Origin of the sequence: Autumnicola lenta, from assembly GCF_031846515.1 — a bacterium.
Taxonomy (GTDB): Bacteria; Bacteroidota; Bacteroidia; order Flavobacteriales; family Flavobacteriaceae; genus Autumnicola; species Autumnicola lenta.
On the sequence record NZ_JAVRHO010000027.1, the window covers coordinates 16,284 to 31,315 of the forward strand.

The window sequence follows — 15,032 nt, forward strand, 5'->3', positions numbered from 1 at the left end:
CCGGACTCACCTTGAGTTCCATAAATTACACACGCACTTACGTGCGGGGGAAAAAGCGGCGCATGGGAGAAACTTCAGAATAAAATCTGAAATTTGCCGTTTTTAGTATGTCGTTTAGATTTTTCAATGTAGATGATTTCAAAATAATAATTACCTTTTGCACGGAAACAAATCGCTTACCTGCGAATGCGGGGGCAGCGGCGAAACTCGGGTAATATTATTTGTCTTGTTGAAATCATATTATAAATGTACACAAAATTATTAAGCGACAAAATCCCTCAGACTAAAAATTGAAATAAATTTGGTTTATCATTTAAATATTCTCCATAAAAATTCTTTTTCTTCATTCTTTCCACCAGCGGACCAAAATCGGCAGGATCTTTTAACTCAATACCAACAACGGCTGGCCCGTTTTCCCTGTGGTGTTTTTTAGAATATTCAAAATGAGTAATATCATCATACGGCCCAAGTACTTTAGCTACAAACTCCTTCAAAGCCCCGGCACGTTGAGGAAAACTGATAATGAAATAATGCTTAAGACCGGAATATAACAGTGCCCTCTCTTTAATTTCAGCCGTACGGGTGATGTCATTATTGCTTCCGCTCACCATACATACCACATTCTTACCTTTTATTTCTTCAGCAAAAGAATCCAGGGCACAAATTGCCATGGCTCCTGCAGGTTCTACTACAATCGCATCCTGATTATAAAGATCGAGAATAGTCTGGCAAATTTTTCCTTCAGGAACAGTTACCATTCTATCCAGATTTTCCTTACAAATCTCAAAATTTCTGGAACCTACTTTTTGCACAGCCGCTCCATCAACAAACCTTTCTATTTCTGCCAATTCCACTACTTTACCTTCTTTTAAAGAATAAGTCATGGAAGGTGCACCTTCCGGCTCTACACCAATTATTTTTGTATTTGGGGAAAGCTGCTTAAAAACCGAAGAAATTCCGGCTAGTAGTCCGCCGCCTCCAAGAGGGGCAAAAACATAATCTATAGGCGCATCGGCCTGCTCCAATATCTCTAAAGCAATTGTCGCCTGGCCTTCGATTACCTTCTCATCATCAAAAGGATGAATAAAGACAAGTCCTGATTTATCTCCGTGTTTTATAGCGCTCTTATAGGAATCATCAAATGTATCCCCTTTAAGAACAACATCTACCCATTCTCCTCCAAACATCTGCGTTTGTTCCACCTTTTGTCTTGGAGTTGTAATTGGCATATAGATAATACCTTTTGCCTGCAATTTATTACAGGCAAAAGCCACTCCCTGTGCATGATTACCGGCACTGGCGCATATTACGCCCTTATCCAGCTGCTCCTGTGTTAAACTTGAAATCTTGTTATATGCACCACGAATTTTATAAGAACGAACCTGCTGAAGATCTTCTCTTTTAAGCATCACCCTCGCCTCGTACCTGCTACTGTAGGTAAAAGAATCTGCCAAAGGAGTCTTTATTACAACCTTGGAAATACGTTCTGCAGCATCTTTTACTGCTTCCAATTTTGGTCTGTATGTTTTTTGATCTGTCAGCAAAGTATCCATTATGCGTGTATTTTTTCCATTGCAGTCATTGCTTTTCTCAGCACACCACCCACTTTCTCAACCGGATGATTCCTGATAGCATCGTTAACTGCGATTAATTCCTGATTATCCACTCCGGTATAATCAGTTCCGTATGATTTTCCTGCTACTTCAGGCTCAAGACTATTTATATAATCCTTAATAAGCGGCTTGGCAGAATGATCAAACAGGTAGCAACCATATTCTGCAGTATCAGAAATTATTCGGTTCATTTCGTATAATTTCTTCCTTGCAATGGTATTAGCGATTAGCGGAGTCTCATGTAGTGACTCGTAATAAGCTGACTCAGCAATTATTCCAGCTTCCACCATGGTTTCAAAAGCAAGTTCTACTCCCGATTTTACAAAAGCAACGAGAAGGACTCCTTTATCAAAATATTCCTGTTCTTTAATTTCTTCTGAAGTTGCCTCAGTTTTCTCAAAGGCAGTATTTTCTGTAGCAGCACGCCATTCAAGCAACTCTTTATCGTCATTAGCCCAATCTTTCATCATTCGGCTGCTAAAAGCACCGGAAATAATATCATCCATATGCTTCTGAAAAAGAGGACGCATTTGTTGCTTCAGTTCTTCAGAAATTTCATTGGCTCTTAACTTTGCAGGATTTGATAATCTGTCCAACATATTTGTAATACCACCATGCTTTAGAGCTTCAGTAATGGTTTCCCAACCATACTGGATAAGTTTTGCTGCATAAGAAGGTTCAATTCCATCTGCAACCATTTTATCAAAAGTAAGAATAGAGCCGGTCTGAAGAACACCACAAAGAATAGTCTGTTCTCCCATTAAATCAGATTTTACTTCAGCTACAAACGATGAAGCCAATACTCCGGCTTTATGACCTCCTGTTGCCACAGCATAGGCTTTTGCCCAATCGAAGCCAATTCCCTGAGGATCATTTTCAGGATGTACAGCAATTAAAGTTGGCACACCAAAACCTCTTTTATATTCTTCCCTAACTTCAGATCCCGGAGATTTAGGAGCTACCATAATTACGGTGATATCATCCCGAACCTGCATTCCTTCTTCCACGATATTGAAACCGTGAGAATAAGAAAGCACAGCATCTCTTTTAATATGTGGCATAATAGCCTTTACTACAGAAGTATGCTGCTTATCTGGTGTAAGGTTGATCACCAAATCTGCATGCGGAATCATCTCTTCGTAAGTTCCGACATTAAAATTATTTTCTGTTGCGTTTTTCCAGGACTGGCGCTTTTCTTTAATAGCACCTTCTCTTAGAGTATAGGAAATATCCAGACCGCTGTCCCGCATATTTAAACCCTGATGAAGTCCCTGGGCTCCACAGCCCACGATAACTATTTTTTTATTTTTTAAGGCAGCCACACCCTCGCTGAATTCATCTAGTGCCATAAAGCGGCAGGTTCCCAGCTGGGCTAATTGTTCACGTAAAGAAAGGCTGTTAAAATAGTTTGTCATGATGTAGTTTTTGTAGTATTAAATTTTTCTAATATTCCTGATATTGGCATTTCGTTTTTAGTAACTGCAATGGTGCCGGATCTAACAAATTGCATTAGTCCATAAGGTTTTAAAATCTCGTACAAATGATCTACCTCGTGGCGTTTTCCGGTTTTTTCGACTACAAAAAAGTCCCGCGTAACGGTTACAATCCTGGCATTTGTCTCTTTGATAAAATCCTGAATATTTAAATCGTTCAGAAAATCTTCAGATTTGATTTTATAGAGCGCTGTTTCCTGGTAAATAGTTTCCTTATCTGTGTGATAAAAAGCTTTAATAACTTCAATCTGCTTTTCTATCTGTCCGATAATTTTTCTGACCTGCTCTTCGGTTACGTTCACCACAATAATGAACCGCATTACCTCATTCACTTCACTTGGCGAAGCAGTAATACTCTCAATATTAATATGTCTCTTAAGGAAAATTGCAGCAATCCTGCTCAATAACCCCAGATTGTTTTCCGTATAAATTGATACGGTATAATTTTTCTTTTCCATTACTCTAGTAGTATTTCTGAAACTGCCGCTCCGGTTGGTATCATTGGGAATACGTTCTCTTCCTGTTCAACTTTAACTTCAAGGAAATAGGCATCCTTAGATTCCATCATTTCCTTAATAGCATCTTTTAACTGCGATCGCTCTGTAACCTGATTGGCTTTAATATGATATCCTTTGGCTATTGTAACAAAATCAGGGTTCACCATTTCTGTTGAAGCATAGCGCTTGTCAAAAAATAATTGCTGCCATTGCCTTACCATTCCTAAAAAGCCGTTGTTTAAAACCACAATCTTAACCGGCACTTTAGTCTGGAAAATAGTCCCCAGTTCCTGAATGGTCATTTGATAACCACCGTCCCCGATTATGGCCACTACCTCTCGTTGCGGTGCCCCCATTTTAGCTCCTATCGCAGCCGGCAATGCAAATCCCATAGTTCCCAATCCGCCGGAAGTAACATTGCTCCTGGTAAAATTAAACTTCGCATATCTGCAGGCAGCCATCTGGTGCTGACCAACATCAGAAACAATTACCGCGTCCCCATTAGAGAAGTTGTTTATTTCCTGGATCACCTCACCCATTCCAAGGTTAGCTTTAGTAACATCCATATTACCTTTTATGACTTTCTCATATTCGGTTTTATACATGTCTTTAAACTGCTGATGCCAGCTTTCATGCTTATTAGGCTTTAAAAGCTCAAGTAAAGTCTTAAGCGTTTCCTTTACATTACCCAAAACAGGAATATCGGCATGAACATTTTTATTAATTTCTGCAGGATCAATTTCAAAATGGATCACCTTAGCCTGTTTGGCGTAATGCTCCAGATTACCGGTTACCCTGTCGTCAAACCTCATCCCAATTGCAATAAGAACATCACATTCATTCGTAAGCATATTTGGACCATAATTCCCATGCATTCCAACCATTCCCACGTTTAGAGGATGCTCTGTTGGCAAGGCTGAAAGACCCAGGATGGTCCAAGCTGCAGGAACACCAGATTTTTCCACAACCTGTTTAAAAAGATCTTCGGCGCCACCAAGGATAACACCCTGCCCCCAAACTATTAGAGGTTTCTTAGCATTGTTTATCGCTTCTGCAGCCTTTTGTACCTGCGCAAGATTTACTTCAGGATAAGGATTATAACTCCTGATTCCCGAACATTTTTTATAACTGAAATCAATAGACGCAAATTGTGCATCTTTGGTGATATCTACCAATACCGGACCTGGACGACCTGATCTAGCGATATAAAATGCTTTGGCAATTATCTCCGGAATTTCTTCTGCTTTGGTTATCTGGTAATTCCACTTGGTGATGGGAGTCGAAATTCCCACAATATCGGTCTCCTGGAAAGCATCACTCCCCAGCAAATGTGATCCCACCTGGCCTGTTATACAAACCATTGGTGTAGAATCTATCTGGGCATCTGCGATACCGGTGACAAGATTTGTCGCTCCCGGACCTGAAGTAGCCACAGCTACGCCTACTTTTCCGGTAACCCGGGCATAACCCTGAGCAGCATGTGTAGCTCCCTGCTCATGTCTTGTAAGGACATGATGTAACTTATCCTGATATTTGTATAACTCATCATAAACGGGCATAATAGCGCCACCAGGATATCCGTAGATGGTGTCCACACCTTCCTCCAGCAAACATTTTATTACCGCTTCGGCCCCGGACACTTTTGTTGTTGTCTGGGTCTGTACTTTTTCGAAACTAGCTGTTTTTACTTCCATAATTCACCATATTAAAATTCATCGGTAACACAGCCTTGTGAAGCCGAAGAAACCGTTCTCGCATATTTATAAAGAACTCCTTTGTTAAACTTTAAGGCAGGAGCTACCCAGTTTTTCTTTCTTTCTGCTATTTCTTCTTCTGAAAGAGCTACTTCAATCCTGTTTGTTTCAGCATTAATGGTAATCTCGTCGCCGTCCTTAAGAAAAGCCAGAAGTCCGCCTTCCTGAGCTTCGGGGGTGATGTGACCAACTACAAAGCCATGTGTTCCACCAGAAAATCTACCATCTGTAATAAGTGCTACATCTTTCCCAAGTTTAGCCCCCATAATTGCAGCTGTAGGTTTAAGCATTTCAGGCATTCCGGGGCCACCTTTAGGGCCTTCATAGCGGATTACCACTACATCTCCTTTTTTCACTTTCCCTTCAGAAATACCATCGTTTGCTTCGTATTCGCTATTAAAAACCCTTGCTTTTCCTGTAAACTGCAGGCCTTCTTTTCCTGTTATTTTCGCCACAGAACCTCCTTCAGCTAAATTTCCGTAAAGAATACGGATATGGCCCGTCTTCTTGATTGGATCATCCAAAGTTCTCAATACATCCTGTCCTTCTTCGAGGTCCGGAACTTCACTAAGATTTTCAGCAAGTGTTTTTCCTGTAACCGTTAAACAATCACCGTGAAGCATATCATTCTTCAGCATATACTTAAGTACCGCCGGAATTCCTCCCACTCTGTGCACATCTTCCATTGCGTACTTTCCGCTAGGCTTCAGATCTGCTAAAAACGGAGTACTGTCACATATTCTCTCAAAATCGGTAAGCGTGAAATCCACTTCAGCAGCTTTGGCTATCGCCAGGAAGTGCAGCACCGCATTGGTAGAACCACCCAATACTGTAAGAAGCCTGATCGCATTCTCTATCGCTTCCTTAGTCACAATATCCCGTGGTTTGATATCCCTCTCTATAAGCAGGTTCATTGCTTTTCCTGCTTCAATACTTTCTGCACTTTTCTCTTCTCCAACTGCAGGATTAGAAGAATTATAAGGTAATGCCATCCCAAGTGCTTCTATTGCTGAAGCCATCGTATTAGCCGTGTACATACCTCCACAGGCACCTGCACCAGGACACGCCTTTTCTATTACTGCGTTGTAATCTTCATCGCTTATATCTCCCGACACTTTTGATCCCCAGGCTTCAAAAACCGAAACCACATCCAGTTTTTGATCTTTATGACAACCTGAAGCTATCGTTCCGCCGTAGACTAAAATTGCAGGCCGATTGATACGCAGCATCGCCATAAGCGCGCCGGGCATGTTTTTATCACAACCAACAACTGTGACCATCCCGTCATAGGACATTGCATGCACCACAGTTTCCATAGAATCTGCAATAATATCCCGGGAAGGCAAAGAGTAACGCATACCAGGAGTCCCCATGGAAATCCCGTCGCTCACTCCAATAGTATGAAATATAAGGCCTACAAGTTCATTCTCGTTACAACCTTGTTTTACCAATTTCGCCAGGTCATTAAGGTGCATATTACACGGGTTACCTTCATACCCGGTACTCGCAATTCCTACAAATGGTTTTTTAAAATCTTCTTTGGTTAATCCTATTGCGTGAAGCATCGCCTGGGAAGCTGGCTGTGATTCACTTTGAGTTAAAATCTTACTATATTTATTATTCATTCTTAGATTTATTCGCTTATAAAAGTTTAAAGTTAAGTTCTTAGAAATACTCCCGATGAAAATGTGAAGAATTTAAACTACTTTCAAAAAAACTCAAACAACTATAATGCATTGATTATCAATTTTTTAATCCTTTTATCTTTACGATAGCTGGATGTTTTTGGTGGAAGGTTAAAAAAGCCCAATCGAACTGATTTTACTGCAATTTTCAGGCTTTTTAAGAGCTAAAATTCGATTATTTCAATTTTATGCCCATTTTTCCTTCTGAAAAAACACATAACCTACTTAAAAATTCTTTTTTTATGAAAAATCAGGTATAAAAAATACCTGTCCTTGGGACAGCTGTCTAAAATGACAATTATCGACCTTTACAGGTACAAAATAAGAAGGATAAGGAACGAAATCTTTTCTCTCTCCTTTACTTAGGATGAATGCAGGTGAAACGTGTTGACAAAGCGTATTTTCTTCCGCAGATAGTGAAGATTTTAGCAGAAAATTTTCAGCTGAACTCTCCACTTCTTTCGTTGACTTCAAAAGGAAAAATCCACGCATGTATGAATAATTATTCCAGCAGAAACTGTAATTTCCAATAATCAATTTTTCACGCTTCACTAATCACTTTCCTCTTTACTCTCTTTAAATTATCGACTTTTCACCTTTTTTACGTCAAACTCACAACGGAATATTCCCATGCTTCCTGTCAATCCTCAACACCTGCTTATTTTCGAGCATACTGAAAGCCTTCAGTAGTTTTCTTCTGGTATCCCGCGGCATAATTACTTCATCTATAAATCCTCGCTGCGCTGCTTTAAACGGATTCGCAAACTTTTCAGCATATTCAGCTTCCTTTTCTGAAAGTTTGACTTCCGAATCTTCGGCCTCTTTAATTTCTTTTCTGAAAATAATTTCACTCGCACCTTTGGCTCCCATTACAGCAATTTCCGCAGTTGGCCAGGCATAATTAAGATCGGCACCAATATGTTTGCTGTTCATCACATCATAAGCACCACCATAAGCCTTACGAGTAATTACCGTTACCCTGGGCACTGTGGCTTCACTTAAAGCATACAATAACTTGGCACCATGCAAAATAATTCCATTCCATTCCTGGTCAGTCCCCGGTAAGAATCCCGGAACATCAACAAGCACGAGCAACGGAATATTAAAGCAATCACAAAAACGTGTAAAACGTGCCGCTTTTTTTGAACTATCCACATCGAGCACCCCGGCCAAACTCATTGGCTGATTGGCTACAATCCCGATACTTCTCCCTCCAAGCCGGGCAAAACCAACTATAATATTCTCGGCATAATCTTTATGAATTTCAAAAAATGAATCTTCATCTATAATTCCTTTTATCACCTCATGCATATCATAAGGTTTTGTGGAACTATCAGGAATCATGCTGTCCAACGAGTTTCTTATCTCATCTCCCAACTCGTAAGGAAGCTTTTCCGGTGTTTCTTTATTATTCTGCGGAAGATAACCCATCAAGGTTTTGATATCTTCCAGACAGGTAATATCATTAAATGAAGTAATATGTGTCACTCCCGACTTGGTAGAATGCGTGCTGGCACCGCCAAGCTCTTCAGAAGTGACTTCTTCGTTTGTTACCGTTTTTACAACGTTTGGTCCGGTTACAAACATATAACTGGTATCCTGCACCATCAGCGTAAAATCTGTCATTGCCGGGGAATACACGGCTCCTCCCGCACAAGGTCCCATAATTGCCGATATTTGCGGAATTACACCCGACGCCTGTACATTTCTATAAAAAATATCTGCATATCCACCCAGTGATTTCACCCCTTCCTGAATCCTGGCACCACCCGAATCATTCAATCCTATAATAGGCGCTCCAACTTTCATGGCATGATCCATTACTTTGCATATTTTTTCAGCGTGGGTTTCAGATAAAGCGCCTCCAAAAACAGTAAAATCCTGCGCAAACACGTAAACAAGCCGGCCGTGAATAGTTCCATATCCGGTTACCACTCCGTCGCCATAATACTGCTGTTTGTCCATTCCGAAATCGGTCGTACGATGCGTTACCAATATTCCGAGTTCTTCAAAGGAGCCTTCATCCAGCAAATAATCTACTCTTTCCCGGGCAGTTAACTTCTTCTTTTCGTGCTGTTTGGCAATCCGTTTTTCACCGCCACCCAAATGAGCTTGCTGTATTTTTTCGTTTAGCTTTTCTATATTCTGACTCATCTCTTAAATTCTATTTTGGTAAACGGACTAGTTTCTGATCCTTTAAATATTGCTTCAATGCAATCAATCCCGCAAGTTTGGCTTCTTCTTCGATTTTTGCTTCCAGCTTTTCTGCGGAATAATACTTTTTCACAAAATGAGTATCAAAATTTCCACTTCTGAAGGCCTCATGTTCAAATACAAATCTTCCGAAGGGCAGCGTGGTCATCACTCCCTTCACTTCGTAATCATCAATCGCCTTTATCATTAGCTGAATGGCTTCTTCCCTGCTCTTCCCGTAAGTGATAAGTTTTGCGAGCATCGGGTCGTAATAGATGGGAACTTCCATTCCTTCTTCAAAGCCATCATCCAAACGGATTCCTTCTCCTACAGGACCACGGTACCTTTCAAGAGTTCCCACGCTGGGCATAAAATCTTCCATAGGATCTTCAGCATAAACCCGAAGTTCGAGTGCATGTCCGTTGATTTTTAGATCTTCCTGTGAAAATTGCAATTTTTGACCCCTGGCTATTTTTATCTGTTGTTCCACAAGATCGATTCCGGTAATCAATTCAGTTACCGGATGTTCCACCTGCAGGCGCGTATTCATTTCGAGGAAGTAAAAATTTTTATCTTCATCCATCAGGAACTCCACAGTACCGGCCCCAACATAATCACAGGCCTTGGCTACTTTAACGGCAGCCTCTCCCATTTGCTTCCGCAGTTTTTCATCCAGAATTACTGACGGGGCTTCTTCCACCACCTTCTGGTGACGCCTTTGGATACTACACTCCCGCTCAAAAAGATGAAGAAAATTTCCATGAGTATCTGATAATACCTGGATTTCTATATGTCGCGGCGAACCAACATATTTTTCAATAAAAACCGACCCATCACCAAAAGCAGATTCCGCTTCACTTATCGCACGCTTCATTTGGTCTGCTAAATCATTTTCTTTTTCAACAATACGCATTCCTTTTCCACCACCACCGGCAGAAGCTTTAATTAAAATCGGAAACCCGATCTCCCGGCCGATTTCTTTGGCTTTTTCCACATCGGTAATCGCTTCATCTATTCCCGGAACCATAGGAATATCGTACTTCTTTACAGCATCTTTCGCGGCGAGTTTGCTCCCCATTATTTTAATGGCTTTGGAACCGGGACCAATCCAGGTGATGCCGTTTTTTTCCACATTTTCGGCAAATCCGGCGTTTTCACTTAGGAATCCGTAACCGGGATGAATACCGTCCACTCCAAGATCTTTTGCAACTTCTATAATTTTATCACCCCGCAAATAGGATTCGCTGGAAGGGGCTTCTCCAATGCAAACCGCTTCATCTGCAAATTTTACATGCGGTGCATTCCTGTCTGCCTTCGAGAAAACAGCCACGGTTTTTATTCCCATTTTCTGTGCGGTTTTCATCACCCGCAATGCGATTTCTCCGCGGTTGGCTACTAAGATTTTCTTCATCTGTAATTATCTTTTTTGAAATAGTTTATCTGCCCGCTATCATGGCTTTGAACTTTTCACTTTTCACTTTTCACTTATTTACTCCAGTTCGATCAATAATTGATTTTTATCTACCGTTTGCCCTTTTTCAACATGTACAGATTTTATGATTCCGTCGCCAGGAGCAGAGAGCGTATTTTCCATTTTCATAGCTTCGAGCACAAGCAGGTAATCCCCTGCTTTCACCTCATCACCTTCCTTTGCCATTACATCGAGAATGAGACCCGGCATTGGCGCCTTTATATCGTTTACAGCCTGAGCAGAACCCAGTGAAAGTCCCATTTCTTCAATAAGCAAATCCAGCTCATTGGCAATATCTACTTCATAAATATTGGAATTGATCCTCACCGTGTATCTTTTCTTATTAAAATCAGCACACAAAACTTCGGCTTTGTTGGATTTATGCTCCTTTAAAACATGAAATTTAGAACCGGAAAGTTCCTGTTGATCTAAAGAGGTAATGTCATCAATGGAAAATTGATACTCATAAGCACCATTTACCTTTACCTTATATTTTTTTTCCATAATTCTTAGTTAAACGGGGCTTTTGAAGCCTGTTTCGTAAATATAGAAAAAGTTTGAAGTAATAATTAAAGACTTTATAAAGCTTTTTGAAAAAAGCTGTATAATAAGATGGATCGTAGGACAACAGAAGCGAAAATATGATTATTTATGTTCTATTAGCCGCAGATAGTCGTTTTTGCCAAAAGTTACAAAGTATAACAGATATCCGAAGAAAAGAAACATAAGAAAAGCAAGAAAAATTGAATTAACATCGTACACGATATTCAGAAAAAAAAATAGAAATGCATTAAAGAGCGCCACTGGCAGGAACCAGTCAGAAAAAATGAATCCTTTAATCTCCACCAGTTTCTCTTCCCCTTCGCTAATCTCAAAATGCAGCGGACGGCTTCCGCACCAGTCCAATTGAGCTCGCAAAGTATGTTTCCCGGGAGGAATTTGAAATTCTTTAATCTCGCCATCTTCAATATTGTCCAGGATTTTACCGTCCAAAACAATTTGAAAAGAGCGAACGCTATTAGCCAATTCTGAGTTTCTTTTTATCTTAAGGCTGGACATGATAGAAATTTTCAATTTGCGCTGAAATGAAAAGAAAGTGTAAATCTCTGATTCATTTATTCTATCAGAATCAAAAATATATGAGGATCGAAAATTGGTAATTTTCGACATTGATTCAGAAAAACGGTCTTCAGAAGTTTAGCTTTAATAGTGCTAAAATTCTATTTAAATTAAGAAAAAAACTTCAGAAGAATTCTTGTAAATGAAAAATTATTCAAATTCCGCGCAATTTCCTGAAGGAATATTAACGCCGGCGGCCTGCTGATAAACCAGAGTGGCTCCAAGATGCCCTACATACATTAAAACTCCCGTTCCTGCAGCCAGTCCTAAAACAAGAACGATTTGGACAATCATTTTGCGGAAAAAATAAGTTTTAAAATAAGCAGCAAGATCCACAAGCAAGCTTCCGCTAAAAATATAAGCGGAGAGATAAGCCATATTTTCGTGGTCTTTAAGAATTGTAGGATCACATAATTTCCTGGAAACGACACCATCGGCAAGATTTCCGGTGTAAATGGCGATCCAGATTCCGGCAACCCCAAGTAACAACATGAGTGTTCCTCCTGTTTCCCAAAGCTCCCGTTTAAACTTTAATGCGAAGAGTTTGAAGATAAAGGCTAGTAACAATAAAACTATCGGAAAATGAACGGACAGAGGATGGTATACCTCTGTCCGCCAAAATTCTGGTATTTCTGCCATACTTACTCCATTATTTCAACTGAAATAGGATCAAGTCTCTGTCCATTCTTTTCAACTACAACTTCCACCTTCTGACCTTCCTCAAGTTCAGAAAAATCTACGGTACTGCCGTTCCTGGTAAGTTGTGTTTCTTCTGTAAAGTAAAGTTCCAGAGTTTTATCGTCATCAGTCTTTACATAGATTTCATCTTTAGATGGCTCTACCTCGTCTATAGTCCCCTGGTAAGTACCAGATTCTACGACGTCTGTACTTTCACCGCAAGCGATGAAAAGGAAAAATGAACTTACTAATAGTGTACTTAAAATTTTGGTTTTCATATTAAACTGGTTTAATGTTTATTTATTCATTTTAATTGTTAAAACTAAATTAACCAAATACCTGCACACCCCAAACATATTGGTATCATTTCAATAAAATTTCACAAAGTTATAAAAGTTGCAGCGTCGTCACTACTACTTCTCTTCAAAATTCCACCAGGTTTCCTGATTAAAATCTTCTCCCAATTTATAAGGTTCTCCTATCTTTGGCACTACGTATTGCTGCCCTGCTTTTTTTGCAGAAGCCACAAACCTTTTTACAGGCTCGTTCCAGGAGTGTATGGATAAGGTGAATTTTCCCCAATGCACCGGAATTGCAATTTTTGCATTAAGATCTTTAGCAGCGGTGACTGCCTGCTCGGGAAACATATGAATCTCCGGCCAGTTTTCATTATACTGCCCGCATTCCATAAAGGCCAAATTAAAAGGACCAAACCTTCTTCCTATTTCTTTAAACTGCTGACTGTAACCAGAATCACCTCCTATATAAATTTTGTAGTCGCTGAATTCAAGAATAAAGGAGGACCAAAGCGTTGCAAAACGCGTGGTTCCCCTACCCGAAAAATGCCGTGAGGGTGCTGCAGTAATCTTTAACTTTTCATTTATTCGTTTATGTTCCCACCAGTCTAATTCTGTAATGCCGGATTTTTCCAACCCCCAATACTCCAGGTGCGCTCCCACTCCCAGAGAAGTAACAATTTTCTTTATTCTGGATTTCAGTTTCATAATTGAAGGATAATCCAGATGGTCGTAATGATCGTGCGTAAGAATGAGCAGATCTATTTCAGGAAAATCTTCAACTTCATATTTGTCTGCTCCGCGAAATGATTTTCCGAAGAATTTAACCGGAGAAGCATTTCGGCTAAAAACAGGGTCAACAAGAACACGGTACCCGTTGAAATCAATGAAATAGGAAGAATGTCCAAACCAGACAATAACCGGTTTGTCTGAAGAAATTTGCGAAAGGTCTGTTTTTACATTCGGAAGTTCTGCGGAAGGTCTCACCGACTTTGGCCGCGTCACAAAATCCTTAAGAACAGTGATCATCGACACATCATCCGGACTTACCGCTGTAGGCTGTACATTGTGGAATTTTCCGTTAGCACTGTTGGAAGATTTTTCTATCCTTTCCAGCCGCTCCCCTTCAGGCATCTTCCCAAACGATTTTTTAAAACTTTTAATTCCGCCCACAATTATTATTTTAGTTACTTACTCTTCAAGTTCTTTGGCATCCTTTTCATATACCTTAATCATATTGAATGACTTCATAAGATGGAAAAGTCCCGGTAAGATAACAAATCCGCCAATAATTAAAGAAATCCCCAGAGTAGTAATTACCGCTTCCGGAGCCACACCTTCAAGAATACTCAATTCTTCTCCTGCAGTAATTATTATATACGGAAAATGTGCAATAAGCGCGGCAAACAAGATGAGAATTACCTGAAATCCGGCCAGATAACGACTGGCTATCCTGTTCTGTTTTCTAATGGAATTCCAAAGCGGAATAAGAAGAATTCCGGATAAAACGACAGCAACTATAGAAATTGGATTCGTTATAAAATCTTCGATAAACGCAATATCTGAAATATAACCAAAGACAATAAGGATAAAGCCTATTGTGACAAGAGCAATGGTAAAATATCGTGATTTTCGGCTGTACATTTTCCTGATCTTTCCTTCGCTTTCGCCAATTAATAAAGTTGATGCAAGAAAAGCACAAAGCGCGGCATAGAACAAGCCCACCAAAAAAGAGAATATATTCAACCACGGGTGCATAAAGATTTGGCTGAAGGAATAGTTGGCATAATCTTCTGTTCTAATAATTTCCCCACCAATTAAAGCGGCAAAGGACATTCCCAGAAAAACCGGAGTTATAAAACTGGAAATACGGAACATCACATTATAAAGATATTGTGAGCGATCTTCTATGGCATCGTAATGCCGAAAAATAAAAGCTACTCCGCGCATGGTAATTCCCAGAAGTACCAATGTAAGCGGAATGTGCAAGTAAATAATTATAACATTAAAATACACCGGAAAAGCGATCCAGAGGATTACTATGAGGATAATTAGCCAAATATGATTGGCCTCCCAAACCGGGCCCATCACTTTATAGATCGTATCGCGGTTAATCTTTTTATTTTCCTTCGAAGAAAAAAGCTCTACAATGCCCGCACCAAAATCTGCCCCGCCCAGCAGTACATAAAGAAAAAACGAAAAGAGCGTAAAGAAAAGGACGACGTATAGCATA

Annotated in this window: 13 protein-coding genes; all 13 read right to left on the reverse strand. The window is 40.0% G+C overall.

Annotation, left to right across the window (positions count from 1 at the left end; all coding sequences use genetic code 11):
• Nucleotides 1-278: 278 nt before the first annotated feature.
• On the reverse strand, nt 279-1,553 hold the full coding sequence (gene ilvA, locus RM545_RS15150; RefSeq protein WP_311496134.1) for a threonine ammonia-lyase IlvA: 1,275 nt from the start codon (nt 1,551-1,553) through the stop codon (nt 279-281).
• Entirely contained in the window at nt 1,553-3,028 is a 1,476-nt protein-coding gene (gene ilvC, locus RM545_RS15155; RefSeq protein ID WP_311496135.1) for a ketol-acid reductoisomerase, read from the reverse strand. The genes ilvA and ilvC overlap by 1 nt, the downstream gene beginning before the upstream one ends.
• Nucleotides 3,025-3,564: an acetolactate synthase small subunit gene (gene ilvN, locus RM545_RS15160; RefSeq protein WP_311496136.1), complete on the reverse strand. Its 540-nt coding sequence runs from the start codon at nt 3,562-3,564 to the stop codon at nt 3,025-3,027. Before ilvN ends, ilvC begins: the two co-directional genes overlap by 4 nt.
• Entirely contained in the window at nt 3,564-5,297 is a 1,734-nt protein-coding gene (gene ilvB, locus RM545_RS15165) for a biosynthetic-type acetolactate synthase large subunit (protein WP_311496137.1), read from the reverse strand. Before ilvB ends, ilvN begins: the two co-directional genes overlap by 1 nt.
• 11 nt (nt 5,298-5,308) lie before the next feature.
• Complete coding sequence (gene ilvD, locus RM545_RS15170; RefSeq protein WP_311496138.1) at nt 5,309-6,982, reverse strand: dihydroxy-acid dehydratase; 1,674 nt, start codon at nt 6,980-6,982, stop codon at nt 5,309-5,311.
• Nucleotides 6,983-7,654: 672 nt separating this feature from the next.
• Nucleotides 7,655-9,196: an acyl-CoA carboxylase subunit beta gene (locus tag RM545_RS15175; RefSeq protein WP_311496139.1), complete on the reverse strand. Its 1,542-nt coding sequence runs from the start codon at nt 9,194-9,196 to the stop codon at nt 7,655-7,657.
• A gap of 10 nt (nt 9,197-9,206) precedes the next feature.
• A complete protein-coding gene (gene accC / locus RM545_RS15180) occupies nt 9,207-10,646 on the reverse strand; it encodes an acetyl-CoA carboxylase biotin carboxylase subunit (protein ID WP_311496140.1) in 1,440 nt (479 codons plus the stop codon).
• 78 nt (nt 10,647-10,724) lie between these two features.
• Nucleotides 10,725-11,210: an acyl-CoA carboxylase biotin carboxyl carrier protein subunit gene (locus tag RM545_RS15185; protein WP_311496141.1), complete on the reverse strand. Its 486-nt coding sequence runs from the start codon at nt 11,208-11,210 to the stop codon at nt 10,725-10,727.
• Between the two features lie 141 nt (nt 11,211-11,351).
• Nucleotides 11,352-11,765 (reverse strand): hypothetical protein, encoded by a 414-nt coding sequence (locus tag RM545_RS15190; protein ID WP_311496142.1) that lies wholly within the window; start codon nt 11,763-11,765, stop codon nt 11,352-11,354.
• Nucleotides 11,766-11,975: 210 nt separating this feature from the next.
• Nucleotides 11,976-12,464: a DUF2231 domain-containing protein gene (locus RM545_RS15195; protein ID WP_311496143.1), complete on the reverse strand. Its 489-nt coding sequence runs from the start codon at nt 12,462-12,464 to the stop codon at nt 11,976-11,978.
• Between the two features lie 2 nt (nt 12,465-12,466).
• Complete coding sequence (locus RM545_RS15200) at nt 12,467-12,781, reverse strand: hypothetical protein (RefSeq protein WP_311496144.1); 315 nt, start codon at nt 12,779-12,781, stop codon at nt 12,467-12,469.
• Nucleotides 12,782-12,916: 135 nt separating this feature from the next.
• On the reverse strand, nt 12,917-13,972 hold the full coding sequence (locus RM545_RS15205; protein ID WP_311496145.1) for an MBL fold metallo-hydrolase: 1,056 nt from the start codon (nt 13,970-13,972) through the stop codon (nt 12,917-12,919).
• Nucleotides 13,973-13,990: 18 nt separating this feature from the next.
• A complete protein-coding gene (locus tag RM545_RS15210; RefSeq protein WP_311496146.1) occupies nt 13,991-15,031 on the reverse strand; it encodes a cytochrome d ubiquinol oxidase subunit II in 1,041 nt (346 codons plus the stop codon).
• Between the last annotated feature and the right edge of the window lies 1 nt (nt 15,032).

Excerpts from the sequence above, each read along its gene's own strand:
- ilvC (WP_311496135.1), bottom strand. The coding sequence starts at position 3,028 with ATGACAAACTATTTTAACAGCCTTTCTTTACGTGAACAATTAGCCCAG.
- RM545_RS15175 (WP_311496139.1), bottom strand. The coding sequence starts at position 9,196 with ATGAGTCAGAATATAGAAAAGCTAAACGAAAAAATACAGCAAGCTCAT.
- accC (WP_311496140.1), bottom strand. The coding sequence starts at position 10,646 with ATGAAGAAAATCTTAGTAGCCAACCGCGGAGAAATCGCATTGCGGGTG.
- ilvN (WP_311496136.1), bottom strand. The coding sequence starts at position 3,564 with ATGGAAAAGAAAAATTATACCGTATCAATTTATACGGAAAACAATCTG.
- RM545_RS15210 (WP_311496146.1), bottom strand. The coding sequence starts at position 15,031 with ATGCTATACGTCGTCCTTTTCTTTACGCTCTTTTCGTTTTTTCTTTAT.
- ilvA (WP_311496134.1), bottom strand. The coding sequence starts at position 1,553 with ATGGATACTTTGCTGACAGATCAAAAAACATACAGACCAAAATTGGAA.
- ilvB (WP_311496137.1), bottom strand. The coding sequence starts at position 5,297 with ATGGAAGTAAAAACAGCTAGTTTCGAAAAAGTACAGACCCAGACAACA.
- RM545_RS15200 (WP_311496144.1), bottom strand. The coding sequence starts at position 12,781 with ATGAAAACCAAAATTTTAAGTACACTATTAGTAAGTTCATTTTTCCTT.
- RM545_RS15190 (WP_311496142.1), bottom strand. The coding sequence starts at position 11,765 with ATGTCCAGCCTTAAGATAAAAAGAAACTCAGAATTGGCTAATAGCGTT.
- RM545_RS15195 (WP_311496143.1), bottom strand. The coding sequence starts at position 12,464 with ATGGCAGAAATACCAGAATTTTGGCGGACAGAGGTATACCATCCTCTG.
- ilvD (WP_311496138.1), bottom strand. The coding sequence starts at position 6,982 with ATGAATAATAAATATAGTAAGATTTTAACTCAAAGTGAATCACAGCCA.
- RM545_RS15185 (WP_311496141.1), bottom strand. The coding sequence starts at position 11,210 with ATGGAAAAAAAATATAAGGTAAAGGTAAATGGTGCTTATGAGTATCAA.